The 25,697-nt window shown below is 62.7% G+C and carries 19 protein-coding genes and 1 pseudogene; 18 read left to right on the top strand and 2 right to left on the bottom strand.

Annotated elements, in window-relative coordinates; translation table 11 throughout:
• The first annotated feature begins 38 nt into the window (after positions 1-38).
• The 13 genes from CKO28_RS13310 (at position 39) to CKO28_RS13250 (ending at position 14,214) form a co-directional block, all read left to right on the top strand.
• A complete protein-coding gene (locus tag CKO28_RS13310; protein ID WP_200341278.1) occupies positions 39-383 on the top strand; it encodes a hypothetical protein in 345 nt (114 codons plus the stop codon).
• A gap of 120 nt (positions 384-503) precedes the next feature.
• Complete coding sequence (locus CKO28_RS13305; RefSeq protein ID WP_200341277.1) at positions 504-707, top strand: hypothetical protein; 204 nt, start codon at positions 504-506, stop codon at positions 705-707.
• A complete protein-coding gene (locus CKO28_RS13300) occupies positions 697-1,596 on the top strand; it encodes an HprK-related kinase A (protein ID WP_200341276.1) in 900 nt (299 codons plus the stop codon). Before CKO28_RS13305 ends, CKO28_RS13300 begins: the two co-directional genes overlap by 11 nt.
• 49 nt (positions 1,597-1,645) lie before the next feature.
• Positions 1,646-2,653: a nucleotidyltransferase family protein gene (locus tag CKO28_RS13295; RefSeq protein ID WP_200341275.1), complete on the top strand. Its 1,008-nt coding sequence runs from the start codon at positions 1,646-1,648 to the stop codon at positions 2,651-2,653.
• A 308-nt stretch (positions 2,654-2,961) separates the two neighbouring features.
• Positions 2,962-3,582, top strand: a complete 621-nt coding sequence (locus CKO28_RS13290) for a hypothetical protein (RefSeq protein WP_200341274.1) — start codon at positions 2,962-2,964, stop codon at positions 3,580-3,582.
• A gap of 406 nt (positions 3,583-3,988) precedes the next feature.
• On the top strand, positions 3,989-5,239 hold the full coding sequence (locus CKO28_RS13285) for a glycosyltransferase family 4 protein (protein WP_200341273.1): 1,251 nt from the start codon (positions 3,989-3,991) through the stop codon (positions 5,237-5,239).
• Positions 5,236-6,495: a TIGR03087 family PEP-CTERM/XrtA system glycosyltransferase gene (locus CKO28_RS13280; protein WP_200341272.1), complete on the top strand. Its 1,260-nt coding sequence runs from the start codon at positions 5,236-5,238 to the stop codon at positions 6,493-6,495. Before CKO28_RS13285 ends, CKO28_RS13280 begins: the two co-directional genes overlap by 4 nt.
• On the top strand, positions 6,489-7,586 hold the full coding sequence (wecB, locus tag CKO28_RS13275; RefSeq protein ID WP_242480547.1) for a non-hydrolyzing UDP-N-acetylglucosamine 2-epimerase: 1,098 nt from the start codon (positions 6,489-6,491) through the stop codon (positions 7,584-7,586). Before CKO28_RS13280 ends, wecB begins: the two co-directional genes overlap by 7 nt.
• A gap of 8 nt (positions 7,587-7,594) precedes the next feature.
• The gene (locus tag CKO28_RS13270) at positions 7,595-8,911 is read left to right on the top strand and encodes a glycosyltransferase (protein ID WP_200341270.1); all 1,317 of its coding nucleotides are present in this window, start codon (positions 7,595-7,597) and stop codon (positions 8,909-8,911) included.
• 36 nt (positions 8,912-8,947) lie between these two features.
• On the top strand, positions 8,948-9,535 hold the full coding sequence (locus tag CKO28_RS13265) for a C-type lectin domain-containing protein (protein WP_200341269.1): 588 nt from the start codon (positions 8,948-8,950) through the stop codon (positions 9,533-9,535).
• Positions 9,532-10,608 (top strand): hypothetical protein, encoded by a 1,077-nt coding sequence (locus CKO28_RS13260; RefSeq protein WP_200341268.1) that lies wholly within the window; start codon positions 9,532-9,534, stop codon positions 10,606-10,608. The genes CKO28_RS13265 and CKO28_RS13260 overlap by 4 nt, the downstream gene beginning before the upstream one ends.
• A complete protein-coding gene (locus CKO28_RS13255) occupies positions 10,608-11,966 on the top strand; it encodes a putative O-glycosylation ligase, exosortase A system-associated (protein WP_338050128.1) in 1,359 nt (452 codons plus the stop codon). The genes CKO28_RS13260 and CKO28_RS13255 overlap by 1 nt, the downstream gene beginning before the upstream one ends.
• Before the next feature lie 532 nt (positions 11,967-12,498).
• A complete protein-coding gene (locus CKO28_RS13250) occupies positions 12,499-14,214 on the top strand; it encodes a hypothetical protein (RefSeq protein ID WP_200341266.1) in 1,716 nt (571 codons plus the stop codon).
• A gap of 66 nt (positions 14,215-14,280) precedes the next feature.
• Here the strand turns inward: CKO28_RS13250 and CKO28_RS13245 are convergent, their stop codons facing one another.
• Positions 14,281-18,792, bottom strand: coding sequence for an Ig-like domain-containing protein (locus CKO28_RS13245; RefSeq protein WP_200341265.1), 4,512 nt, complete (start codon positions 18,790-18,792; stop codon positions 14,281-14,283).
• A gap of 353 nt (positions 18,793-19,145) precedes the next feature.
• On the opposite strand from CKO28_RS13245, the gene CKO28_RS13240 reads away from it, so the two are divergent.
• The 5 genes from CKO28_RS13240 (at position 19,146) to CKO28_RS13220 (ending at position 25,161) form a co-directional block, all read left to right on the top strand.
• On the top strand, positions 19,146-19,481 hold the full coding sequence (locus tag CKO28_RS13240; RefSeq protein ID WP_200341264.1) for a hypothetical protein: 336 nt from the start codon (positions 19,146-19,148) through the stop codon (positions 19,479-19,481).
• A 177-nt stretch (positions 19,482-19,658) separates the two neighbouring features.
• Positions 19,659-21,890 carry a right-handed parallel beta-helix repeat-containing protein gene (locus tag CKO28_RS13235; protein ID WP_200341263.1) on the top strand — a complete coding sequence of 744 codons (2,232 nt, stop codon included), beginning with the start codon at positions 19,659-19,661 and terminating at the stop codon, positions 21,888-21,890.
• Positions 21,891-22,226: 336 nt separating this feature from the next.
• Positions 22,227-23,264 carry a sulfotransferase family protein gene (locus CKO28_RS13230; RefSeq protein WP_200341262.1) on the top strand — a complete coding sequence of 346 codons (1,038 nt, stop codon included), beginning with the start codon at positions 22,227-22,229 and terminating at the stop codon, positions 23,262-23,264.
• A complete protein-coding gene (locus tag CKO28_RS13225) occupies positions 23,261-24,004 on the top strand; it encodes a class I SAM-dependent methyltransferase (protein WP_200341261.1) in 744 nt (247 codons plus the stop codon). The genes CKO28_RS13230 and CKO28_RS13225 overlap by 4 nt, the downstream gene beginning before the upstream one ends.
• Before the next feature lie 173 nt (positions 24,005-24,177).
• A complete protein-coding gene (locus tag CKO28_RS13220; protein WP_200341260.1) occupies positions 24,178-25,161 on the top strand; it encodes a hypothetical protein in 984 nt (327 codons plus the stop codon).
• Between the two features lie 402 nt (positions 25,162-25,563).
• On the opposite strand, the pseudogene CKO28_RS29610 reads toward CKO28_RS13220, so the two are convergent.
• A pseudogene (locus tag CKO28_RS29610) lies at positions 25,564-25,697 on the bottom strand (ATP-binding protein); the annotation flags it as partial.

Genomic DNA, 25,697 nt, shown 5'->3' with positions numbered 1-25,697 from the left:
TTGGCGATCATGGAATCCTGGACGGGAGCGATACATCGATGACGGATGACCGGTCGCCGGACCAAAACGGGGCGGACCCGATTCGCCAAACCGAGAGCACCGCGGTCGACGCCCGCGGGCGTCGTCGCCTGCTTCAGGGCGCGGCAGGCGCGGGTGCGTTCGTGACCGTGCTTGCCAATCGACCGACGTTCGCCCTGGCGGATAGCGGCAGTCGCTGTTCGGGCACGCATTCCGGCCCCGGTTGCGCAAACACGTCGAGCGTCTCGCCCACCGACACGAGCCAGAGAACCCTTCCGGAACCCGCTCAGGGCAAAGCGCACGGGTTGAACAAGGCCAAGGGCTTCATCGACGAAGCCAAGGGTTTCGAAACTGGCGGCTCCTAATGGGCCGGCGAGGGTCTGGGTAGACCGCCCGCGTCGTTAGCGAGGATGTCGGCCCCCCTCCCCCCGATTTCTCTGACCGTTCAGCCGGCTGGTTTGGACGTGCGGGATTTCGGTGATTCCGTGGTTGTCTACGATCTCGACACACGGCGCACGATCGCCCTCGAACCCCCAGCGTCCACATTACTCACAGCGCTGCTCCAGGGCCAAGATGCCACGCTGGCGGCGATGCGACCTGACGGCCTTGAGAGTGGGTCGTCCGCTGATGTCGAGGCCGCGATCGTCGACCTGGAGAACGCCGGGTTGATCACCGTTCATGACGGCTGACGCGCTCACAGGGCCAACCCACCGGGGCGGCGAAATCGGGTGGTCACTGGGGGCGTTCACGGTGTCCCTGAAAACCGCCTTGCCCCACCTGCACGACAGCGTCCGGTTCATTTATGGCCGCCATCCCAAGGCGGGCCCCGGCACCTTCATCGACGTCCCGATCCAGGTGAATGGTATCGATCTGGGCCCGCGTCGCCTGTTCCGGCCGCGCGCGGGCTTTCGCGTTGGGTCGCGCACGCCCCTCTATCCGACACCACGCCGCCATGCCCCGCTGCTGCTGGAATCGGGGATCAACTGGGTGATCGGATCGGAGATGCACGGCTATCTGCTGTTGCACGCCGCGGTCGTGGCCCGCGGCGGTGACGCGCTCGTTCTGCCGGCGCCCTCCGGCTCTGGCAAAAGCACGCTGGCGGCCGGTCTGATGGCAGCCGGCTGGCGTCTGCTCGCCGACGAGTTCGCCGTGATCGACATGGAGACCAGCGCGATCCATCCCTGCCTCAAGGCGATCAGCCTGAAGAACGACGCGATCGCGGTGATGCGGGAACGGCTACCGGGCGAGGTGCTGCCGGATGTCTACCTCACGCAGCGCGGCCACGTGGGGCTGCTCCGCCCGTCGGCCGCGAGTGTTCTGGCGGTGGGCCAGTCAGCCCGCGTGAAATGGGTCGTCTCGCCGCGGTTTGCCCCCGGTCGCGAGCTGAGCCTGTCGCGGGTGCCGCGCAGCCAGGCGTTCGTCACGATGGCGAGCAACACGTTCAACTACGATGTGTTGGAGCGCCACGGGTTTCACGCCCTCGCCGACGTCATGTCGGGGGCGGACGGCTACCAACTGACCCACGGGGATCTGGACGCGGCCGTGGCCGCCGTCGATCGGATCACCGCGGACGCGTGAGACCGGTATGCGCCCCTTAACCGCGCGTGTCCTTGCAGCGCCCGAGACCGTGTCGAACCTCGGGCCGGATGCCTGGACCGACCTCATCCTGGAAGCCCGCGACACGGGTCTGCTGGGCCGTCTGGGCGCGCGCCTGGTCCGTCACGGTCTGCTCGATCAGGTCCCCGATGCGCCGCGCCGCCACCTCGACGGGATGGCGCGCTTCGCCGCCAAGCAGCACACGGACGTCATGGCCGAGGTGCGTCGGATCCGCGATGTTTTCGGCGCGCATGGCCTTCCCGTGGTGTTGATGAAGGGCGCTGCCTACGTCGCGACCGACAGCCCCGCCGCCGAGGGACGAACCTTCGAGGACATCGACCTGCTGGTCCCGGAAGCCCGCATCGCCGAGGCGGAAGCCGCGCTTACCGCCGCGGGCTGGACGCGCCCGCCGCTGACCCCCCACGACAGCCGCTACTACTACGAGTGGATGCACCAGATCCCCCCGATGGTGCACCGCGAGCGCGGCAGCCTGGTCGACGTGCATCACAACATCGTCCCGCGGACGGCGGCCCCGCGGATCGATGCGCGGGACCTGCTGGCACACGCCAAAGCGACTCCGGAACCGGGCGTCTACGCGCTCGCCGAGACCGATCTGGTGATCCACAGCGCGGCTCATCTGCTCAACGAAGGCGACTTCACCAACGGGCTGCGTGATCTCTCGGATCTCGACCTCCTGTTGCGGCGGCTTTTGCGCGCGGATCCCGACCTGGTCGAACTCCGGCGCCGTGCCAAGGCCCTGGGCTTCGGGCATCCGGTGTCCTGGGCCCTGTGGCTCGTCCAGGAGACCTGCGACACACCTGTCGGCGCAGACGTGCCCGGCCCCCGCGGACTGGTGGACCGGGCAATGCTGGCGTCTTTCCGACGGGCGGTGTTACCGGGTACCAATTTCGCGGCGGCCTCAGCCCGCGCGGCGCTGTACGTGCGCGGGCACCTGCTCAAAATGCCCGTGCGTCTGCTGGTTCCGCACCTGCTCGTGAAAGCCGCCCGCGCCCTCGGTCACGACGAAGCGCCTGGCTGATCAGCCATGCACATGGCAGCCGGCCGGCCACCGATCAGCAGCTGTCGGGAATTTTTACAGTTTGGTGAGGCGCCCGCAGGAACGTGATAAGCCTGCTTTACAGATGTTAGCTCTGTCATGCGCTCCCGTCCGCTAACCCCTTGCATTCTATAAGATAGAAAACCTGGCACCGGTTTTGCAAGTCACGCGATCAGCGTTTACGCTGCAGAAGCAGACCGGGAGCAAAAGAGATGAGAAAATCGATTGGCCGTACGTCACGGTGTTGTATCACAGCTGCGAGTGTCGCCGCTATCTTCGGGACGTTGATGGTGAGTGAGGCGCACGCGGGTCTGATCGAGAAAAAGTTCAGCGGCAGTGACTGTTCAGGTTACTTCGGGCAAGGCTTCGGCGCCTGCGAAATCTACATCGGCGAAGACAATAACAGAATCGAACTGTCCCCGGTGATCGCCAAGTTTGAATTTGCCGAGGATGGCACCGAGAACACAGGCGAAAGAGAGACAAATTCTCTATACGACACGGTGGACGGTACAGAGTTCTCTTGGACGGGTACGAGCTCGACAAGCGGGAGCTGGGAATACGATACTGGAGAAGGCGACCCAGCCGTGAAGTATTGGGCCGCAAAAGGGAGCAACTTTTTCAATCTGTTCTGGGAAGTTCCTGACGCGGCCGTAGCTCCCGACGGGGATTGCGCTGAAGGGGACCCTTACACGCTGGCCTGTCTCGAACAAGCGTTGGCACAAACGAGCAACACTTGGTCTACGCCTAACGGTGCGGGACTCTCGCACCTAACGTTCTACGATACCGAAGCGCCAGAAGAGCCGCCGGTTACGGAAATATCAGCGCCAGCCGCTTTCGGTCTGCTTGGCACGGCTCTGATGATGCTCGGCATCGTGGCCGCACGCTACCCGCGCGACCGGAAAGCGAGTTAAAGCCCACGTCTCGGCAGAGCTAACAAGCTTCTTGTCTGAAAGAGCATGTCGCGACGAGCCCTGACGCGCTGAGCGCGTCGGGGCTCTCCTGTCTGACCCGGCGCGCGGCTGGGCGCTCCTTGGCCGGTTGATCTTGACCGGATCTCGCCCAGTGTAGCTGGCAGGTGGCGTAGCGGACAGGATCTGCCCGCACCACCAGTCCGTTTTGGCCGCTCTGGTCTTGGCGAGCCGGTCGGTGAGAAAGTCGGTCGGCGTCAGCCATCCCTCGGCTGATTGTACCGGCCCAGTTGCTGCCAGAAAGGTCGCTATCCCGACCGCGCGCGCCGGCTTTACCAGCGCTTAACGCTATGAACGGTACCAACGTGTTGATATCGTCAAGCCGCGTCGTCGCCACAACGAAGCTGACATGCCCGACACCAGCCCGTCTGTCGCCACGCCCCCGCCGCGTTCCAGCGGTCGCGAACGGGTACGGATTCTGTATCATCATCGGATCGTCGCCGATGACGGCATGCGGGTTCATGTCAACGCGATCGTGAATGCCTTGCGGGGCGCCGGACATGAGGTTGAGGTTGTCGGGCCCACAGCCAGCGGCGAGGGCGGAAGCTTGACGGCGCGTGTCGCCGGTTTCAGGCAGCGCATGCCGGCATGGATGGGCGAGCTTCTAGAAATTGCCTACAACCTACCCACGCATCGCCGGTTACAGGCAGCCCTGCGTAAGTTCCGGCCCGATGTCATCTACGAACGCCACAATCTTTTCCTGTTGTCTGGCGCTTGGGCCAGGAAACGGCTTGGCATCCCCCTGATCCTGGAAGTGAATGCTCCGCTCGCGGTTGAACGCGCAGCCTACGGGCGTCTCGCCCTGCGGCGTCTTGCACGGCGTATGGAGGCCGATGTATGGCGCCGCGCGGACGCTGTCTTACCGGTTAGCGACGCGCTCGCCGATCACCTCCGTGGGGCTGGTGTCCCGGAAGACCGGATCCACGTCGTGCCGAACGCGGTTCCGCGTCCAACGGTCGTCGCCTCCGGGTCGAGCGCCGCTGCAACGAGGCACGCACCGGTCACCTTCGGTTTCGTCGGCTTCGCCCGCTCCTGGCACGGCCTGGACCGTGTTCTTGAGGTCCTGGCAGCACGGACGGAAATGGACATGCGCCTCCTGATCGTCGGAGACGGACCTGCGCTCCCCGCGTTGTCGGATCAAGCGCGCAGGCTGGGCATCGAAAACAAGCTTACGTTCACCGGCGCGGTCGAGCACACAGCGATTCCCGGATGCCTCGCGCAGGTTTCGGTGGCCCTTCAGCCAGACGTCACGCCGTATGCATCGCCGCTCAAACTGTTCGAGTACATGGCGGCCGGCTGTGCCATCATCGCCCCGGACCGCGCGAACATACGCGAGATCCTCGAACATGAGCGCACCGCCCTTCTGTTCGATCCACACACCCCGGGGGCGTTCGCCGCGGCGGTCGATCAGCTGGCTGGGGACGCCGCGTTGCGACGTCGGCTCGGAGAGGCTGCGGCGGCGACGGTGCGCGAGCGTGACATGACGTGGGAAGGCAACGCGGCGCGGATCGCCGAGATTGCCACTGAGTTGGTCGAGAAAACGGCATCGCCGACAAACGCGACCACGACGGCCCCGATGCAGCGCACAGAGGGGACATGACGCCGCGCGATGACGGAGGTGGCGGGATTCGCGGTCTGCGTATCCTGTATCTCAGCCATCGCTTCCCGTACCCGCCCGCTGGCGGCGCAAAGGTCCGCGCGTACCATACAATCAAGCGTCTCGCAGCGCACAACACGGTGACCGTTGCCGCCCCCGTGCGCGACGCCGAAGAGCTTGCGGCAGCCGAGACACTCGCCGGCCAGGGCCCGAGCGTTGAGACCGCGCCGATCTCCCGGGCGGGTGGTCTTGTTCGCACGCTCGGCAGTGCGCTGACCGGGCACACGGCTTCACTTGGGTATTTCCGGTCCCCCCGATTGATCCGGCGGGTAAGACAGCTCGTGGCCCGCGGCGAATTCGATCTCGTCGTCGTGCATTCCTCGTCAGTGGCGCCGTATGTGGCCGACCTCGTCGGACCGACGAAGGTGCTGGACTTCGTCGACATGGACTCGCGCAAATGGCTGGACTACACCCGTTACACCCGTCTTCCCATGCGCCTTGTCTACGCGCTGGAGGGCCGGTGCCTGTCGCGCATCGAGCGGCGGCTGGCGGCTCAGTTCGATCTCAGTGTGGTTGCAACTGCCGTCGAGGCCGAGAGCCTTCAGGCGATCGCCGGCACCGTGCCGTACACCGTCGTCCCGAACGGGGTCGATCTGTCCTATTTCCACCCGACAGAAGACGCCTACGATCCAAAATCGCTGTGCTTCGTTGGCCGCATGGACTACTTCCCGAACGTCCAAGCGATGCACCGTTTCTGCGCCGAGGCGTGGCCTCAGGTTCGACGCGCGGTGCCATCGGCGCAGCTGCGGATCGTTGGGGCGAATCCCACTGCAAGAGTACGAGACCTGGCCAGGATCGCGGGCGTGGAAGTGACCGGCACCGTAGACGATGTGCGGCCGTACGTGCGCGCCGCCGCGTGCACGGTTGCGCCGCTGGAGATCGCGCGGGGCACCCAGAACAAGCTACTGGAAAGCATGGCGCTCGGTGTTCCGGTCGTTGCCAGTCCACTCGCCGCGCGGGGGGTCGATGCCCGGGCACCCGACCATCTTCTCCAGGCAGCGGGCCCAACAGAAACCGCCCAGCGCGTGGTCGAGCTGATGACGGATCCTCAAGAGCGCGCGCGCCTAGCCGCAGCCGGCCGCGCGCAGGTTGAAAGCCGGCACGACTGGGCGAGGGCGCTGGACCGCTTCGAGCACGACCTGAAAACGATCCTCCACGACCACGGCCGCGTCGACGGAGCAGGAGAATGGGCATGCTGATCGACTTGGTGGCGGGCGCCCGACCGAACTTCATGAAAATCGCGCCCCTCTATCACGCCCTGGCGGCCGGGTCATGCTTCGAGCCGCGCATCGTGCATACGGGCCAGCATTACGATGAAAACATGTCCGACTTCTTCTTCCGCGACCTTGGTCTGCCCGAACCGGACATCGCGCTCAAGATCGGCAGCGGCCCGGCCGGTTGGCAGACCGGCCAGATCCTGGGCGCCTATGAATCGGTCCTTCTGGACAGGGCCCCGGATGTGGTCGTCGTCGTCGGGGACGTGAACTCCACGTTGGCGGCAACCCTCGCAGCGGTGAAACTGGGGGTAGCGACCTGTCACTTGGAGGCCGGCCTGCGCAGCTTCGACCGATCGATGCCGGAAGAGATCAACCGGGTCCTCGTCGACCGCGTCGCCGACGTGCTGTGGACGCCCTCCCCGGACGCGGACGCGCATCTGGCCGACGAGGGCGTGCCGCCAGAGCGGATCACCTTGGTGGGGAACATCATGATCGACGCGCTGGAACGCGTGCGCCCGCGCTTCGAGACGGCGAACGCGCCCGCCCACCACGGTGTCGCGCCGGGGACGTACGGCGTGGTCACCCTGCACCGCCCGGAAAATGTCGACGATCCGGATCAGCTCGGCCGCGTGGTGGACGCCCTCGTTGGGGCGGCGAAGACGGTGCCGCTGTTGTTTCCGGTTCACCCGCGCACACGCAGCCGCCTCGAAGCCGCGGGACTGCTTGAGACGTTACAGGGCGCTGCTGGCGTGTCACTGATCGCGCCGGAAGGTTACGTCGCATTCATGTCCCTGGTCGCTTCGGCTGGGCTCGTGATCACCGACTCCGGGGGGCTTCAGGAAGAGACGACCGCGCTGAGTGTGCCGTGCCTGACGCTGCGCAAGGGCACCGAACGGCCGATCACAATCGAACAGGGCTCGAACCGGCTGGTCACGACACGGACACTGCCCGAGGCTGTGCGCGACGCCCTCGACCAGGAGCGGCGCTATCTGCGGCGACCGGACAGGTGGGACGGCCGGACAGCCGAGCGGATTGTGGCGGACCTGCGCGACCGCTTCGCCACGGCCGCCTAAGCGACGTCATGCGAATCCTGATCATCACATGGTTCTTTCCGCCGGCGAACACGATGGGCGCCCTGCGCGTGGGCAAGTTCGCCGATTTCCTGGTCCGGCACGGCCACACGGTCCGGGTGGTCACGGCGGACTTCAAGGGTTCTGCACCGCCGCTCGATACGGTGCCATCATGCCCGGTCGTCCGGACGGGATGGTGGGACGTCAACGCGCTGCCGCATTACATCGCCCGGCCGCGCCGTCCGGTCCCGGCCGCGAGCGCGGAAGCGTCCGGCACGGAGAACGCAGGGTCCGAAGCGGGCGGCCGGCGGCGTAGCCTCGGCCTTAAGCGCCGCCTGGGGCGCGCCTACGAAGCGCTGACCAACTTCCCCGACAAGCGCGTCGGCTGGATCCCGCACGCCGTTCGCGCCGCGCGCCGCGAGCTCCGGAGCTTCGACGCGGACGTCGTGTTCGCCTCCGCGCCCCCGTATTCGACGGTCGTCGCCGGGGCGCTGGTGACCCGGCTGACAGGTAAGCCGTACGTTGTCGAAATGCGCGATCGCTGGAGCGATGACCCCTATCGGTCGGGATCAGGCGTCCGGGAGTGGCTCGAACGCCGCCTGGAGACCTGGGTGATGCGCCAAGCCGACGGGATCGTGACCGTGTCGGCGCCTTGGGCTCGGCAGTACGCCGAGAGGTGCCGCAAGCCCACGGAGGTCGTCCTGAACGGCTACGACCCGCAAGACATCGACCGCGCCGCCGCCCTGCCCGCGCGTCCGTCAGAACCGGATGTCCTCGTGATCAGCCACGTCGGGCGAATTTACCCGGGCCGACGCGATCCCAGTGTGCTGCTAAAAGCGATCCGGAGCCTTGACGATACCTACCGAGGGCGGATCCGGGTCGACTTCGTCGGTGAGAACGAAGGCATCTCCGAACTCGCGAATCGCTATGGCGTACGCGAGAACGTCAACCTCGTCGCGCCGCTACCCTATCTGGAGGCCCTTCGCCGTCAGATGGATTCGGACCTCGTGCTGCTTCTTCAGTGGAACGACCCAGCGGAACAAGGTAACGTCCCAGGCAAGCTGTTCGAATACTTGGCGACGCGCCGGCCGATCCTGGGCCATGGTTACGAAGACGGCGTTCCGGCAAGCATCATCGCCGAGCATCGGGCCGGACTGTATTCAAACGATCCCGACGCGGTCGCGCGCTATCTGGTCGACCGGCTGGAGGAAAAGCGTCGCACCGGCAAGGTCGCCGCGAACCCGGTCACGGCACGCGCCGGCTTCGACCGGGACACGGCCTACGACAAGATGACGACGTTTATGGCGAACTTAGCATCGACGCGGTAACCTGATGCCGTGTCAGTGGCAGAACGAGTGTTCGTGATGCGAGCCAACTACCGTCAGACCCCACTAATCCAGGGTGCCGCCTGGGTCGCTGGCGTATGCGTGGGCGTGTTCCTGGCCTCCGCATCCGCCGTCTCCGCGCAGCGTATCAACACTCAACCGGCGAGCGATGTCGTCACGTGCGGCGACAGCGCGTACCAACTCTTCCGGGCAACAACCCCCGATGGGTCCGGGGTTCAGTGGAAAGAAGCTGTGAACAAGGCCCCTCGCTTACGGCATCACGGCCGCAACGGAAGGCTTGCGATCATCCCGAACATGCGGGTGCATGCCTGCGTCAGTGAAAAGCTGCTGCCCAAGGCGCGAGAGGAAGCCTGGATCGGCCTGCGCTACTGGTGCAATTATCGCACACTTCAATGGTTAAGCGGCGACATTCGGCCCCACGAGAAGCGGTCACCCTGGGCAGTCCAGTGGTCGCGATACGGGACATGCAGAACGCAGTTCACCGGCGTGTACTACACGACGTCCACAAAGCGATGGCAGGCTGTCGAGCAGGATAAACGCTTCCGCTACATGGTCGTCGAGTATCCGCCAGTAACCGACGCAGCACGAAAGCAGACGGCTAAGTGAGCGCGAAAACCGCCCTCTCCCATGTGCCAACGTCGGGCCCGGCATCTGTGAATTTGCCCGCAGAGCACGACGGCAAGACGGTTGGCGATGAAACGCGACGCCGAACCCCGGTATTGTATATAGCCGCCAACCAATACTCCGGGAGCACCCTTCTCGCGTTCCTTCTCAACACACATCCCGAAATAGCCAGCGCGGGTCACACGATCGGCTGGCAAGGTCTGTCGCCCGAATTTCTCTGTTCCTGTGGTGCACAGCTTCGGGACTGTCCGTTTTTCACCGCCATTCGGCGGCACTTCGAAGAGGCAGGGCTTCCGTTCACCTTCGACGGAGCCCTCCCAACAAAATACAGCATATCGCGGTTTGACCGTCTCGATCGGATCGTGTTCGACAACCTGCCGAAGCTTCGCTCGGCAACACTCGAGCGCGCACGTGACCGTCTGGTTGAGCGCATCCCCGGCATCCGTCACCGGATTGAAGCTGCTGATCGGGCAAACGTCACCTTTATCGAGGCGGCGCTCGACTATGCCGGCGCGTCCGTCTACGCGGATAACAGCCACTCCCCCTACCGTGCTCGTCGCCTGGCGGAGATCTCGACGTTCAGCGTGCATCCGGTGCATTTGGTTCGCGACGTGCGCGGGATCGCCTTATCCACCCACCGGAACCTGGGTTGGGATCTGGAGTTCACCGCGCTGCACTGGGTGCGCGTGCAGGAGCAGATTGTCCGCGTATTGCAGAACACCCCAAGCTTTGCCGATTGTGCCGCAGAGTACGACAACCTCCTCGTGCACTACGAAGACTTGTGTGATCGACCGCAGGCGGTTCTCGCCAAGGTGGTGCGCCCTATCGGATTAGACGCTCCTGAGGGCTGGACATCGTTTAAGAGCGCCGAGCACCACATTCTGGGCAACGAGATGCGCTTCGATGCCGGCACGGTACGTAAGTCCGAACGTTGGAAACGCGAGCTGCCACGGGTGACCCGCAAAGCCATCGAGGCGCGGTGCCGGGACTACGCGCGCAAGTCGCGCTATTGTGACGCGCTCACGCAGATCCTCGATCCCATGTTCGGGGGCTAGTGGTGCCGATACGCGACCTACTCATCGCGGGCTTTTTCGCTGTCGGCGTCGTAGCCACGCTCCGGCGTCCATATATCGGCCTGTGTGTGTGGATGATTTTCACCTACCTGGCGCCACATCATTTTACTTGGGGCTTCGCCTACACGTTCAGCTGGGTCATGATCATCGCTGTGGTAACGATGGGCTCGATGGTGCTGAACAACGCGGTCAGAATGCCTCAGCCGCTGACCTCGACCTATCTGCTGGGGGCCCTGGTTTTGTGGGCCGGGGTCACGACGGCGGCCGCGTTCGACCCGCAGGCCGCGCTAACCGCGTATATAGACGCGCTGAAGATCGTCACCCTCGGGATCGTAACGATGTTGCTCGTCGACGACACGTTCAAATTCCGTGTGGTCGTGAGCGTCCTCGCGGGGAGTATCCTGTTTTTCGGCGTCAAGGGGGGGCTGTTCGTCCTCGCCACAGGCGGGAACTACATGGTATTCGGCCCGCCAGAGCATTTCATGGGAGCAAACAACGGTCTTGCCATCGCCTTGTTGATGGCGATGCCGCTCGCTTGGTTTCTGGGTACTGAGGCCCAGAACCGTTGGGTGCGCTGGGGCTGGTTCGCTTCGATCCCATTCACAATTCTGTCTATCCTATCAACATATTCCCGGGGTGCAGTCCTGGCTCTGGGCTGCACCGCGATATACTGGGCGATTGCAAGTGGCCGGAAGAAACTGGGGTTCGGCATTCTGGCGCTGTTCCCGGCCGCGCTTTTCCTCTTCATGCCGGATCAGCTCATCGAGCGCATGGAGACGATCGAGAACTACCAACAAGACCCCTCAGCGATGTCCCGCATCGAGATGTGGAAATTCGGCTTCGAAATCGCAAAGAGCCATCCGTTTGGGGGCGGGTTCGAGGTGTTTCCCATGTACCATCTCTACGATGAGTATGGTGTGAACATGGAGTATTTCGAGAGCGGCAAAACTGCGCATAGCATATATTTCGAAATGTTGGGCCAGCACGGCTTCGTCGGGTTGGCGCTGTTCCTCGCGATGGGTGTGTCACTTTTCATGGCGTGCAGCCGTATCCGTCGGCGGTACGCATCCGTGACCGCGCAGAACTTCGCCGCGGCGGCACAGATCAGTCTGGTGGGCTACGCGGTTGGTGGCGCGTTCGTGAACAAGGCATTCTACTGGCCGATCACCTTCCAGCTTCTCGGTTTGGTGGCCGCAGCCGCAACGATCTTCGCGCATGCTGGCGCATCAGCTGACGTACCCTCAGGACAAACCGGACGCGCAAAAGCCCGCCCCGGTGTGGGCCGACCGAGTCCGGCGCGCAGACGCAATCCAGCGCGCCAGACGACGACGCGTGGATGATCCCCCAGTGCCCCACGTCCAACCCAGTTTTGCGAATGTCTCCTTACGTAATACAGCCCAACGCGCAATCTCATCAGGATCGACGCCCAAAAGAACGCCGAGGCCGTTCTGTGTTGGCACTTTACCAGAAGAGCTAACACCGCGCGTTGGACCGCGAGAAGCACGCTTGCACACACGAATGGGAATGTTCGAAGTAAGGTAACATGGAATTTGTCCTGGGTATTTGTCCCTCTTCACCATCGGACGGCGCAGAACCGCTCGTGGTATGCAAGTCCCCCGGTCGAGCGCATCAAGGCGACCCGCGGCAAGACGTCGAGCGCCTACACGGGCTATCTTTTGACGCGCGCTCGATCTACAACATGCGCCATCCAGTTCCCCACGCACCATCCGCTTATCAGCTTGGCTTGCAGGCTGGTGTGCAAGAGGGCTTGGCGCCCGAGACTGTCACGCCGGGAGGCAGCGCGTCACCGCGCGGGATCTCTGTTATTCGAACATTCGACCACTGCTGGCCCGCCCGCGGGATACGTAGCAAATGAGCGTCTACCTTCTGGCAAGCGCGCATAGCGCTGACACTTGCAGCGAGCAGGTCTTGCCCCTCTATACGCAAGCTGGCTTCGCGCTTCGCGAACGGATTTCGCTCGGCCCTTATGCGCTGTGGTTGCTCGACAACCCGAACGTCCCAGCGCTGTGCACGGTCCGCACCCAAGATGGCCGTTTCGCGGCTGCCTTGGGCGCCTTCGTCTACGAAGGCCGTAGCGGCCGCGACGCGCTGGGGGGCTTTCTAGAGGACTTTCCGACGAAGACGGAGGATCTGTGGTCCTCAACGCGCGGACACTTCAGCATCGTCATCTATCAGGGTGGCGAAACCAGCGTGATGTGCGACGGGTTAGGGGCGCACAAGATCTACTACCTGCCCGACTACACGATCGCCTCGAACGCCTTCCTCGCCCCGCTCGCGGGCTGTCGCAGACCGACCGTGGATGCCCACGGCGCCTACGTCTATGCGTGGAACGGGGCATTCTTTGGCGGGCGTACGCCCGTTCAGCAGGTTCGATCGCTGCCAGCAAATACGATCCTGCGGATCCGGGAGCGGGCTGAGGCGGTGCAAAAGCCGTCACCGATCCTTGCGGCGCTGGATACGCACGAGAAACCAACGGATCCGGTCGCCCATAACCTGCACACCGTGATGCGATGCACGAGCGACATCTCAGCCGCGTACACCTCGGATGTCGCGCTGTCGTTCTCGGGTGGCTATGATTCGCGGCTACTCTTGGCAGCGCTGGTCGCCGGCGGCCAGCGGCCTTCGCTGTTCGTTTACGGCACTCCTGGCGACACGGACGTTCGGATCGCTGAACAGGTGGCCGAAGCGGAGGGCCTCACGTTCAGCCATATCGACAAGCGCGGCGAACCGCCGTGCGGCGATGCCTTCGCAGACCTCGTGGCGCAGGATCTCGTCGTCTTCGACGGCTGGAAAAACGAGGGGCTGATCGACATTGGGACGGACCACGCGGATCGCGTGGCCCGAAACACTGGCGGCAAGGTACCGTTCAACGGCGGTCTGGGCGAGATTTACCGTAATTTCTACAACCTCAGAGACCGGGACTATACGGCTGAGGACGTCGTCGCCTGTTTCTACCGACAGTATCGACCATCCTGGGCAACCAACGCATTTGACGCGCTCGACTACACCAACACGCTTGCAGATCAAATGCGTGCACAACTGAATACGTCTCAAGAACGGCTCTCCCCGACCCAGGCCCAACTCCTCTACGCGCTTTTCCGTGGTCGTTTCTGGACCGCCCGGGAGGCCGAGATCAACCAGCGCTTCGGGCCCATGCATTTCCCGTTTCTGGAGCACGACTGCATTACGGCCTCAATACACGTCCCCATGGCGGACCGCCATTTCGGCAGGGCCCAGAGAGAGATGATCCGCCGCGCCCACGAACGTGTCGCCAGTTACCCGAGTTCTTACGGCTTCGCGTTTTCGGGGCGGCCGAGCTGGCGGTATCGCGCGAACGTCATCGCGAGCCTCGCGCGGCCCGTGGGGATGCGCCCCATGCTCGCCCGGGCTCGCCGGGGCGAGCCGTCTCGCCCCTTACACCTGCGCGCCGACCGACTGGCGCAGATCATTGACCCCGCCTTTCCTTCCATGAGCCGCTTTTTTCAGGTCCACCGCATCGACGACGCCGACACTTTGAACCGTGTGGCGACCTTGGAATACCTTTGCACGCGCTTCGGCGTCATGTAACCGCTTGCCTTTCCCACGACAGGTCCGACAACGCTTACCTCCGATCCCTCAAGTAGGCTCGGACCATCAGCCACTTACATGACCCACCTCCTCGTCTACGATGCCGACGAGAGACAGCGGCTTCACCTCTTCCGACTGCTGATCCTGAATTTCTGGAACCGCATGGGCCTCAGCCATGAACGCATCTTCGCTGTACACACCGTCGGAAAACTGCAGGACCTCGACGTTGTTAAGCGTGACATCCGTCGCTCCCGAGAAGATCAAGGCTCCCTCGCTTCCGGAATCGATCGTATACTCGGCAAAGGGCGCGTCGAAGATGACGGTGTCCTCTCCGGCGCCGCCGTCGATGCTGGCGCCGTCACTCCCGCTGGCCTTGAACGTGTCATCTCCGGTGCTGCCGACGATTCCCGTCGAATTGTAGCCGTCGATCAGCTCGATGCCCGTCATTTCTGTCTTGGAGAAGTCCCAGTTCTGCGGCCATTTCCAGCCGCGGATCACGTCGTAGCCGTCCCCCCCTTCGATACGCTCGATCGATCGCAAGCCTTCGCCGCGGAACTGCATGAGATCATCGCCATGGCTACCAGCCACGACGTCAAAACCTGCGCCGCCGTCCACAAGCTTGTCGCGCCCGTTATCCGTGCCGGTATAGTCGAAAACGTCGTCGCCTTCGCCGCCCCATAGCCGATCTTCACCCGGCCCGCCGCGGATGAGGTCGGGCCCCGGACTGCCCACGACGCTATCATGGCCCGCCGCCGCGTCGATCAGCTCGATGCCCGTCACCTCCGTCTCGGAGAAATCCCAACTTTCCGTCGACTTCCAGCCGCGGATCACGTCGTAGCCGTCCCCCCCTTCGATAACGTCAATCGACCGCACCCCCTCGCCGCGGAACTGCATGATGTCGTCGCCGTGGCTGCCGGCCAGGACGTCGTAACCCGGCCCCCCATCGACCAGCTTGGCACGCCCGTTGTCTTTGCCAGCGTAGTCGAATATGTCGTCACCCTCGCCCGCCGATAGCCAATTTTCGCCCTGCCCGCCGCGGATCAGATCCGAGTACGGCGTGCCCACCACACGGTCGTGCCCGTCGGCAGGATCGATCTCCCGCGGCGCATTGCGATCCCGGAAGTCGACGCGATCGTCGCTGTCAGTGCCCGTCCAGGGCAATCGCACGGTCACCGTCAGGGCACCCGCGCGCTCGGTCCCGTCAGCCTCTCGAACGCTGTACGTAAGCCGATCGCTCCCCGCGAAGCCCGGATCGGGTGCGTAAGTGACGGCCCCGTCATCGCCCTCGACGATGCTGCCGTGCTCCGCTGGCTCGAACCCGATCAGCTCTTCGCCATCGGTCGCCGGAACGTATTCGTCCAATGCCACCGCTGCATCGACAACGGTGGACACGCGATTGCTAGAGGGCCCGAGCACCTCAAAAGTATCTTCGGCCGAGCCATCAGGGGGCAGGGTCGCGTCCAAGCGGAACGCCCCATCGGCATAGATACCGTCCGCGAACCGAAGGACATCGACGTTGCTCAGGGTGTTGTTCACACGTCCCGTGACCGAAAGGCCGCCGTTCTCGTTCGTTGAGACGTTGTACTCCGCGAAGGCGCCATCATAGACGACCGCATTATGCCCCCCACCGCCGTCGATACTACGGCGGTCACTGCCGCTGGCCTTAAACGTGTCATCGCCACGACTGCCGATGATATGCGTCAAACGGTGCCCATCAATCAGTTCGACTCCGGTCAAAGCCGTTTGGGAAAAGTCCCATGTCTGCGGCCAGTCCCAGCCCCGGATCACATCATAGCCTTCGCCGCCGTCGATGCGCTCGATCGAATGCGGGGAGTTATTCTTGAACCGCATCACATCGTCGCCGTCGCTTCCGACGATCGTATCTTGTCCAGGTCCGCCGTCGAGAAGCGGGTCCGGGCCATTGTCAAGCCCGGCGTAGACAAAAACGTCGTCCCCACTTCCTCCTCGGATCCGGTCCTCGCCGGGGCCGCCCACGATCAGGTCCCCTGCGGGAGAACCGGTGATGATATCGTGCCCCCCTCCGCCAATGATGTGGTAGGGACGGTCGCTGTCGCTAACGTCAAACCGATCACGCCAGTCTGGATCGCCGGTGAGGACCAGACGCCCATCTTTGACGTTCTGAACATCGATTTCGATGTTTCCCCGACCGACACCGCCCAGTCCGTCCGTGACATTGTACGCCACCGTGTCCGTCCCGGTGAATCCGTCATCCGGCGTGTAGGTGAACTGATCCGCTTCACGCTCAAGCCGGCCGTTTTCAGGTTGTCCAATCCCCACAAAGTCCAGCGGGTTCTCGTTGGGATCGCTGTCGTTTTGCAACAGCTCGTCCACACTGAAACTAATCGGCTTTCCGACAACGGTGTCGAATGCGTCGTTGGACGCGTTGGGCGCTTTGTTGTTGATCACCTTCGGGTCGCTTGTATCGAGACCCGAGTCGGCAGCGGCCTCCGGGGAATCTGGGAGGCTGGGATAGGGATCCAGACCGGCTTCCGCGCGATTGAAGAAGAACTGGTTTGGGTGTTCGGGAATACCGGCCGGCTGGCCACCGACGTAATACTGAGCTGTCGTATTATCACCGCCAACGAACGTGTTGCCTTTTATGGTGACCGGCGTATCCCCGACGACCGAAGCAAGGTCGAGCCACCGCGCACTGTTCCCCGTGTCGTTGATGATCAGCGAATCCTCGATCGTTACACTGTGGTCCTCGTAGACACTTTTAGACATCTCCTTGCCGAAACCGATCATCTCAGGGTTCGTCGAATTTGGACCCGACTCCAGCACCGAATTCCGAACCGTAAGATGGCCTCCTTCGGCGATATCGATAAGCCGGCTGTCGCTACCATCACCGGACGCAATAAGGGAGTCCTCGATGATTGTTTCTTTGGCTCGGCTTTTGATTTCGTGCCCGCCCGAGTTCATCCCGATGAACTCGCTATTCCGGACAATCGCTTTTTCGACACCATCCGAGAAGTACACGCCGTGGGACCGCTCCTGGCCACTGTTGTTTTCGAAACGGCTGTTTTCGATCACGACCGTGCCTCGACCGCCGATCAGACCCTTCTGGTTATCGTGGAAATAGACGTCGCGTAGCGTCAGATCTTCGGCCTGCAGCCGGATCGGCGAGCCCTGGTCGTCGGAAACCCGGGCGCCGGAAATCTCCAGCCCTTCAAAGGTCGTGTTGTTCCCGTTCACCACGAACGTCGCTTTGCCGCCCGTTATCGCGTTCTTGATGTGAACGCCCTCGCCGCGGATCGTGAGGTTGTTGGCCGAGACGGTCGCGCTTTCTTCGTAGGTCCCGGGCAGGATCTCGACGGTCGCCCCATCGGGCGCGGACTCGACCGCCTCTCGGATCAATTCATACGCCGTGACGTTGCCCTCGGCGTCGATAACCCGGGCGCGCGGGGCGTCGGGATCGAGGATTTTTCCCTGCTCCGCATCGGGCAAACGGAAAAACCACATGTCGCTGTCCGAATCCGAGATCGCAGCGAAGGCATCCGCTTCTTCGACATACTTGAATTTACTTAACACACGCCCCGTATCCGCGGGCGCCGCCGCACCCGGCGGCGTATCGAACACGCGGAATTCCTTTGTCGCCGGATCGAACGTGTAAATTTCCTCCCCGCCGTTCCAGAGCACCATCCGGCCGGATGGCTCGTGGAAGTCGAATCCGACATAGGTGTAGCCGCCTTTTCCGCCCGGAAACGATGCCGGCAGATCGTCGACAAACGCTTCCCAGACGAGGTTGCCGTCCGCGTCCTGCTCCGCCCGATAGATTGTGCCTTTGCGAATGAAGTACATTTTCCCGTCCGCGGGGTTGTACTCCATGTTACCAAGGTGCTTGTTATCCCACAGGGCAACAGAATTTCGGGCCTCGATCGTCCCGTCGGGCTGAATGATGTGAACGGCGTTTTCGGCCTTGCTGTCGACGACAAGCTGACCGGTCTCCGGATTAAAGGACGCGATCGGAAAGGTGCTTCCATTGGGAACGTCAAGGTCCGTTAGATCGTGACCGGTCCACGCTCCTGTTTCCGGGTCGAATTCCCAGAACGTGGGATCGTTCGGTTGACGCCCTCTCTGTGTAAAGTTCGTCCAGTTATGGGTCAGCCAAACGGTTTGCGTTTCCGGGTTCCAGGTAAAACCGTCGTAGGTATGCCGCGCAGCCGGCCCCTCTTCCGGTGCCGGGTGCGCATAGTCGTCGGCGGGACTCATCTCAGGGCCGGTGAGGGGTGCCGGGTCGGTCAGGCGCGTCCAGGTGAGCGCCTGGAGATCGAACTGGTAAACCTCGTTACCCCCGTAGGCGAAATGGCCACCGCCAAAGAAGTACAGCTTGTCGCCAGATTCATCGAAGGCAGCACCATTCCATCTCTCAAGCACGCCCTTGTCTGAGCCCTGGCCCCAAAATGCCTGGCCGCCTTTATCAGTGACAAGATTATCATGTTCTTCTTTAGAATATGCCACGTCTAGGAAGCTGTTTTGCCCAATGTCTTTCGCGCTTACCCAGGTGCCAGATGAATGAATGTCGAGCGCGGCATTTAAGCGCGTCAAACCCTTGTTCATATCCTAGCTCCTGAATTGTCGAAAGCAGGTTACTGCGCGATGACTTTTGCCGGCGAGTCCGCATTGAGGTCTGCCAGGAGGACGGCATTGATACGCTAGAGGTCTTAAGCGATCCTTGCCTGGCAACCTTCGGCGCGCCCTCTGGCAGAGACAGCAGGAACCTGCCCTGCAAGCACAGTGTCTCGCACATGCGAGAAGGCTTGTCAGTCGATCATGGTAGATCCGACCGACCGGCGGTGCGACAGTTCCGGGCGACGGCATTGGCATCGTCGGCGGCGTTCACGAACTCTGCGTGGTAGGTGACGCACTGCGCGGTGTTGCTCGCGAGCGGCATGGCGGGTTGGCTGTCTTGGATGCGAACCGACGTGACGATGGCCCTTGACCAGGACCAGTTTATCGGCCATGTAAGGTGGAGCTTGTCGCCGATCCGGCTGGTCGTGTGGCCGTTGCTGTTTCGTCTCGTCCCGACCGAGCCGTGCGGGCGCAACCGGGGAAGCATGCCAGCGAGGCGCTGGGTGGCCTGGCACTGCAGCCGCATCATGGCTTGGTCGGCGGCGCGCCAAGGTCATCAGACGGGTCGTTCCGCGGTGTTCCCGAACCTCGACCTCGGTGGCGTCGCGGACAGCATGGCCGACGATCCGGTCGTCGAACCCGCCGTCAAGGTCGCCCCTTCCGGCTATCGAGTCTGACCCAAGAGACGCGACGCCCCGACTGCACAACGAAAGCGCGTAGAATTGCGGAGGCCACTTACGTCTGGATGTTGTCCGACAGACGTTATTGCCCGACGTAGCCGTCATCCAGCAAGACTGATAAGCTCCGCAAAACAGGCGCTTCCGCCACGGACTCGTGACCAGATCGAGGTTTATATGCGTTTTTTCATTCACCGGGGCAAACTCAGTCTCCGGCAGGCCATCATCGGCGGGAGCTTTGGAGTCTTCGTGCACGCTTCGGTCGTCGCGGGAGCCGGCGGCGCCGAGCCTCAATTAACTGATGACCAACTCATAGATGCCGGGCTCACGGCGCCCACCACAGTGGCTGTTGCATCCGGCATAGGTGAGGAAATGGCGAAATCCGAACACGTTCGTCTTGCCGCCCAGGGCGGAACGGATTCCACGCCACCAAGGCGCAAGCCGGAAAGCAAGGCCGGTTCTGAGGATGGGCTCGCCGCCCTGGTTGAAGTGGTCCGTGGATTGGGGCAAGGCTACAGTGAGCCCATGAAACCGGGCACCTGGCGCTCGCTGCTGAACGGCAACACGCTCGCACAGGTTTGCACATCCTACGCCAAGCGGGCCGACTTCACGACGAGCCTGGATAACTGCGTCATGGGGCTGCACGCCTGGACGTCGGCGGCATTCGACCGCGAGCAATACATCTACCAGCGAGGCGGTGGGCATCGCGCCTACGAAGGCAACGAGATTTACCGCTTCAATCTAGCGACCGGCAAGTGGGCACGCGTGACCGATAGCGGCAAGGCGGTTCCGCAAGACCCAGACGGGCCTGAGCGGCAACCGTACAAGCCGCTTTACGACGATGGGTCGCCGTCCTCCGCGCATCATTATGCTCACCTAATCTGGGCAAAAGATCGTCTCGTAATGGGGCCGATGCTGGGGTTCGGGGAACCGTCCGTCTTTAACAAAAGCATCTTCACGTGGACGCCTGATGGCGGATACAAAGTTATTGGCGACGCCAAGGACTGGCGCCATTCAAAAATGGCGGCTGGCTGTAGCGACATCGACCCGGCTACTGGCGACGTGCTGCTTTCCAATGGCGGCCTGCGGCGCATTAACCCGGCCACTGGTGAGATCACGTTCATCGGTCTGTTCCACAACTCCAAGCTGAACGCCAGCGACTGCGTCTACGACCCAGAGACGAAGACCTTTTACGACTGGAAGGACGGCCACCTTCAGGTATTGGATGTGAAGTCGGGCGAGAGCGAGCGGCTCACGTTCTTTGAGCCGAGAAAAGTGAGTGTGGCTTCCGGTCATGCCCTGCGAGGCCGTAACGTGTTTCTGTGGAATGGAGGTCGGTCGGTGTTCGTTTGGGATTTGACGAAAATGCCAGAGCCGGCGTTTGTTGAGCTTCGCAACGCCGGTAGCACCGAAAGCCCCGAGGGCTGCGGCCTCGATAGCTGCCGGGACTACGATCATGACCGTGGCAACTACGGCAAGTGGTGGTACGTCGAGAGCCTGGACGTGTTCATCGGGTTCGACGAAGTTCACGAACCGCTGTGGGTCTATCGCCCGCCGGAGACCATCCCCCAGGCCGATCCGCGTAAAGCGGAGCTGCAGAAACAGGGTTACACCTGCGCCGACACCGTTCTGGGCTGGGAGTGTCCCGACCTACAAAAGCAGGTCGATGACGGATCGGTGCAAAAAGGCCTCTATCTACAAGGGGCCGTGGTCAATGACGAAGTCGACTTCAACGGCGCGTGGATTGAGGGGGCCGTAAAGAACCGTAAGGGCGCTCTGATCGCCGAGGCTGGCGCCGTGATTCGCAACGTTAAGGTGACAAACCCATCGACAGGTGGGAACGCAAACTGCGTCCGGTTACAATCCAACGGGCGCGTTGAGGTCCACAATTTGACCTGCACCGGCGCCGACATGGGGATCCTCGGCAACACTGAGGAATTGCTGATCGCAAACAGCGAAATCGGAAATACAGCAGATAGCGGGCGCCAGCTTGGGCACATTCTGTATCTGTGCGGCGGCGCCGAACAGGACGGATGCACGGTCACGATCCGCGACAGCCGTATATACGGTCCCGGCAGCGGAGGCCACGCGCTCAAGACTGGCGCAAGCAAGACCGTGCTTGAAAACGTCACGCTGGATGAGACGCGCGGCAAAGGCAGCCGATTGATCGATGCCGTCAATGGTGGCGTCGTCGAAATTCGAAACTCTAAGTTGATCGCCGCGCCAAACGACGGTAATGGCGACGTCATCGGCTTCGACTATGAGGCGAGGCGTGCCCACACCAGGAACCGAATTCAGATTGAGAACTCAACAATCGATTGTATGAACGGTGATCTTTTGGCCGGTCGCAACAGTTTCCAGACCGCCGAGATCCGCCGCGCTGGCAACCGGCTGGAAAATTGCCGTTGACGCATCCTTGGAACCCCACCGGCGAGGTCGTTGTGGCTGAGTGAAGCCGGTCCGCTCCCGACAACAGCGAGTCAACGCCAACGCCAACGCCAACGCCAAGCATGTTTAGCGGGGGCTTCTTGTCCCGGCGACAGTTTGGTGTTGTATCGGAGGCAGACTCTAAGCTTTTGACACAAGACTGACGCGGGAGGACACTGTTATCCTGTTATCTCATTTCTGGGGCCGCCACGGAACGTTCAATCCTCACATCGTCGTCCAAGCTTCACCCCTTTTTAACTTTTCCCAAGAGTTCTTAGGCAGACTGGTCTGCTCTTTTCAGCGAGTTCACGCGCAGACATGACAAGGTCCAATCTGGAGACCCCCACTAACGTCGATCAGTCCGATGGCGGCTCCGGCATTTTCCTGTTCGGGATGGAACGCAGTGGTACGACACTTCTTTCCATGATCGTCGGCTCACATCCCGATATCGCCGTGCCCCTCGCAACAACGGGTCTGTGGTATGACGTGGCGAACCGTCTGGCGCCCGGTAACGAGCTGCGCTCGGAGACCGATTTGCAGCAACTCGTCGCGGATATTCTTGAGCACGACCGTATCCAGCGCTGGGACTGCACGCTGAGGGTCGACGACGTGTTACCATTTTGCCGAAGCAATGATTATGCGTCAGTTGTCGAAGCGTTCCATAAAGCCTACGCCTACGCGAACCGCAAAACGCTCTGGGGGAATATCGACATCGCAACCCTAGACCAACTTCACATCGCGAACCGATGGTTCCCGAATGCGCGCTTTGTTCACATCTACAGGGACGCACGGGATGTAGCGCTCTCCAACCAGACGATGCCGTACGGCGCGGGAAACCTTGCGGAATGCGCGGACGCTTGGTCGCGCCGTTTGACGATCAACCTGAGGATGGGACTGATCATTGGTTCTGCGCGCTACAGGGCCATCGCCTACGAAGACCTCGTCAACAACCCCCGCGAGGTGCTCGAAAACCTTTGCGTTTTCCTCGGTGTTCCCTTCTCAGAGTCGATGCTCGCTTACAGCGACGCCGCCGAGGCGAAAGTGCCCGAGGACCGGCGCTGGCTCTGGCCGAACCTGACCGGACCGCTCGACCGGTCGGCGACACACCGATGGCGCACCTCCATGGGAACAACGAAGCGGGTCGTGGTAGAACGGTACGCGGGCCGGCTACTCCGGGAACTCGGGTATGACACCTACGACCAGCCGCCGCGCCGGCTGAGCGCCGAACTGCTGGATCTGGCCTACTTTCTGGATCGCGGCGGCCGTAGCAAGCGCTGGCTGGGAAAGCTCGGGCTGCGACGCGCCTCCACCCTGGAACGTCGGTGGCAAAACCGCAAAAACACGAGGCGATCATGACCCTTTCGCCCTCGGCTGAAGCATCTAGAGAGCGCTTCAACAGCCTCGTCGAAGATGGGGCTTATGGTCCGGGGTTTACCCACCCGAAACCGGCTCAGGCGTTCGTCGGAACCGTCATCAACGAACTGTTGCAAGAAATGGGCGGGGAAACGCTTTCGCTGTCCATCCTGGATGCCGGCTGCGGCAACGGAGCCTGGCTCCATTTTCTGCACGAGTTGGCTGCTAGTGGCCGAACGGCACCGGCCGTGTACGGGTTCGACGTCGCGGACCGGATGGTTGAAGCCGCAGACCAAGAGTTGGCCAGCCTCGAAGCCGTTGTCCACGTCCAGCGCGGCGACATTTTGGATCCCGCCTCGTACCGTTTCCCAGACGGGCGCGAGACGTTCGATCTCCTATTCGCCTACGACGTGGTCCAGCAAGTCCCACGCAACCGTCAATTCGACGCTATCCAGCGATTGACCGACGCCATGAAGCCGGGCGGTCGGGTCGTGGTGTTTGATCATGAACGGTGGTCGCGCTATGGACTGCGCATGGCGTTCAGGAAGGCCATTACTGCGAAACTCGGAATCCAACTTGTGCCACGGTATTTTTGCGCTGCCTCCTACCCGCCCCTAGCCGACATGGCGCGTCGGATCTCGGCGCTCCCCGCGCTGACAGCAGAGGTCGTGGTCAAGGGGCACCCACGCAAACGCGCGCTCGTCGTGCGCCGCGCGCCGGCGAGGGGCTCAAAATGGTTCTAGGCTTCCTGAAGCAGCGTATACGGGGTACACGCCCTACCCCAGTCGCACGCGCAGAGCGCCAGCGCGACCACCGCGAGGGGTTACTTAGCGACCCCGGCCCGGATCGGGCAATCGCCGCCGCCGCTGCATGGCTATCGCGCGCGCAGGATCGATCAACGTCCGCCGACGGCGGCGTGGCACGGCATTACAGTCTGATCGACGGCTGGAGCGCGTCCTATCCGGAAACAACTGGCTACATCGTGCCCACGCTGCTGGCAGTCAGCGGCCGTTTGGGCGAGCCGGAACACAAAGAGCGCGCTCGGCGCATGCTCGATTGGCTTGTCGGCATCCAACTTGCCGACGGCGGATTTCAGGGCGGGCGTATCGACGCTCAGCCCGTCGTTTCGGTTACGTTCAACACTGGGCAGATCCTGATCGGCCTGGCCGCTGGCGTTCAAACTTTCGGGGACGTGTATGCCGATGCGATGCACGCCGCCGCGAGCTTCCTGCGGGACAGCCAGGACTGTGACGGCTGCTGGCGCAGCCATCCAAGCCCATTTGCGGCCCCCGGAGACAAGGCGTACGAAACACACGCCGCGCTGGGGCTATTTGCGGCTGAAACGGCCGCCCCGGGCTACGGCTATGCAGAAGCTGGCCTCCGCGAGGTTGACTGGGCGCTCGGTCGCCAACGGGCCAACGGCTGGATCACGGACTGCTGCCTGAACGATCCCGAGCGGCCGCTCACCCATACCCTGGGCTATTTCCTCCGCGGCGTGATCGGCGCCTACGATGCCAGCGGCGACCGCGTCTACCTGGAGGGAGCGCGTCGAACAGCCGATGCCTTGGTCGCAGCTCAGCGTACCGACGGCGCCCTGGCCGGTCGCTTGACCCACGACTGGCACCCGGCCGTGGAATGGGTTTGCCTTACAGGCGTGGCCCAGGTGGCCGAGTGCTGGCTGCTACTAGCCGAGCGCACGCGCGATAACGGCTATGTCGCCGCCGCCCAGGCCGCGAACCGTTTCGTGCGGCGGACAGTCGATCTCGATGGACCTGACGACCGCCGCGGCGGCGTGAAGGGATCCTTTCCGGTCGACGGCGACTACGGCCCCTATGAGTACCTGAACTGGGCGGCGAAGTTCGCAATCGACGCCAACCTGGCCGAGCTCCGGCTCTCGTAGGGAGCGGGCTCAGCGGATGGCTTCGAGGGTTCTTCGTATCACGAACAGGCGTACCCCCGTCGTCGCCGGTGACCCGGCACACATAAACCGCAGGCCGCGACCACCGATCTGAACTGCTGGTAAGAAAAGCGGGCAGAATTTGCCCCGTATCAGTCCGGAGTGCTACGTCCGTCAACGTGAGCCGCATCACTCAGCGTGCTGCGGCGAGGGTGAGGCGGCTTCTGTAGCGCGTCAAGCAACGTGACCGGTTGAGCGACAAGGTCGTGGCCGGTGCGGGTCGATGATGTTGAGGGCTTAGCTTTTGGTGTCGTCACCTCCTTCTCGGTTGTTGTCGCTGGGGTTGTCGCCGAGGCTGTCGCTGTCGGATGACGCGGCGTCATCCGGTGCGGTCTGGCGGCTGACGGCGGCGCGCCGACGATAGCTCTCGACGTTCAGCTCGAGGATGGTGGCGTGGTGCACCAGCCGATCGATCGCCGCGACCGTCATGGCCCGGTCGGGGAATATCTGTTCCCAGGCGCTGAACGGCTGGTTGGCCG

This window comes from Rhodovibrio sodomensis (assembly GCF_016583645.1).
GTDB classification, from domain to species: domain Bacteria; phylum Pseudomonadota; class Alphaproteobacteria; order Kiloniellales; family Rhodovibrionaceae; genus Rhodovibrio; species Rhodovibrio sodomensis.
This window is presented reverse-complemented; position numbering and strand designations above follow the sequence as displayed.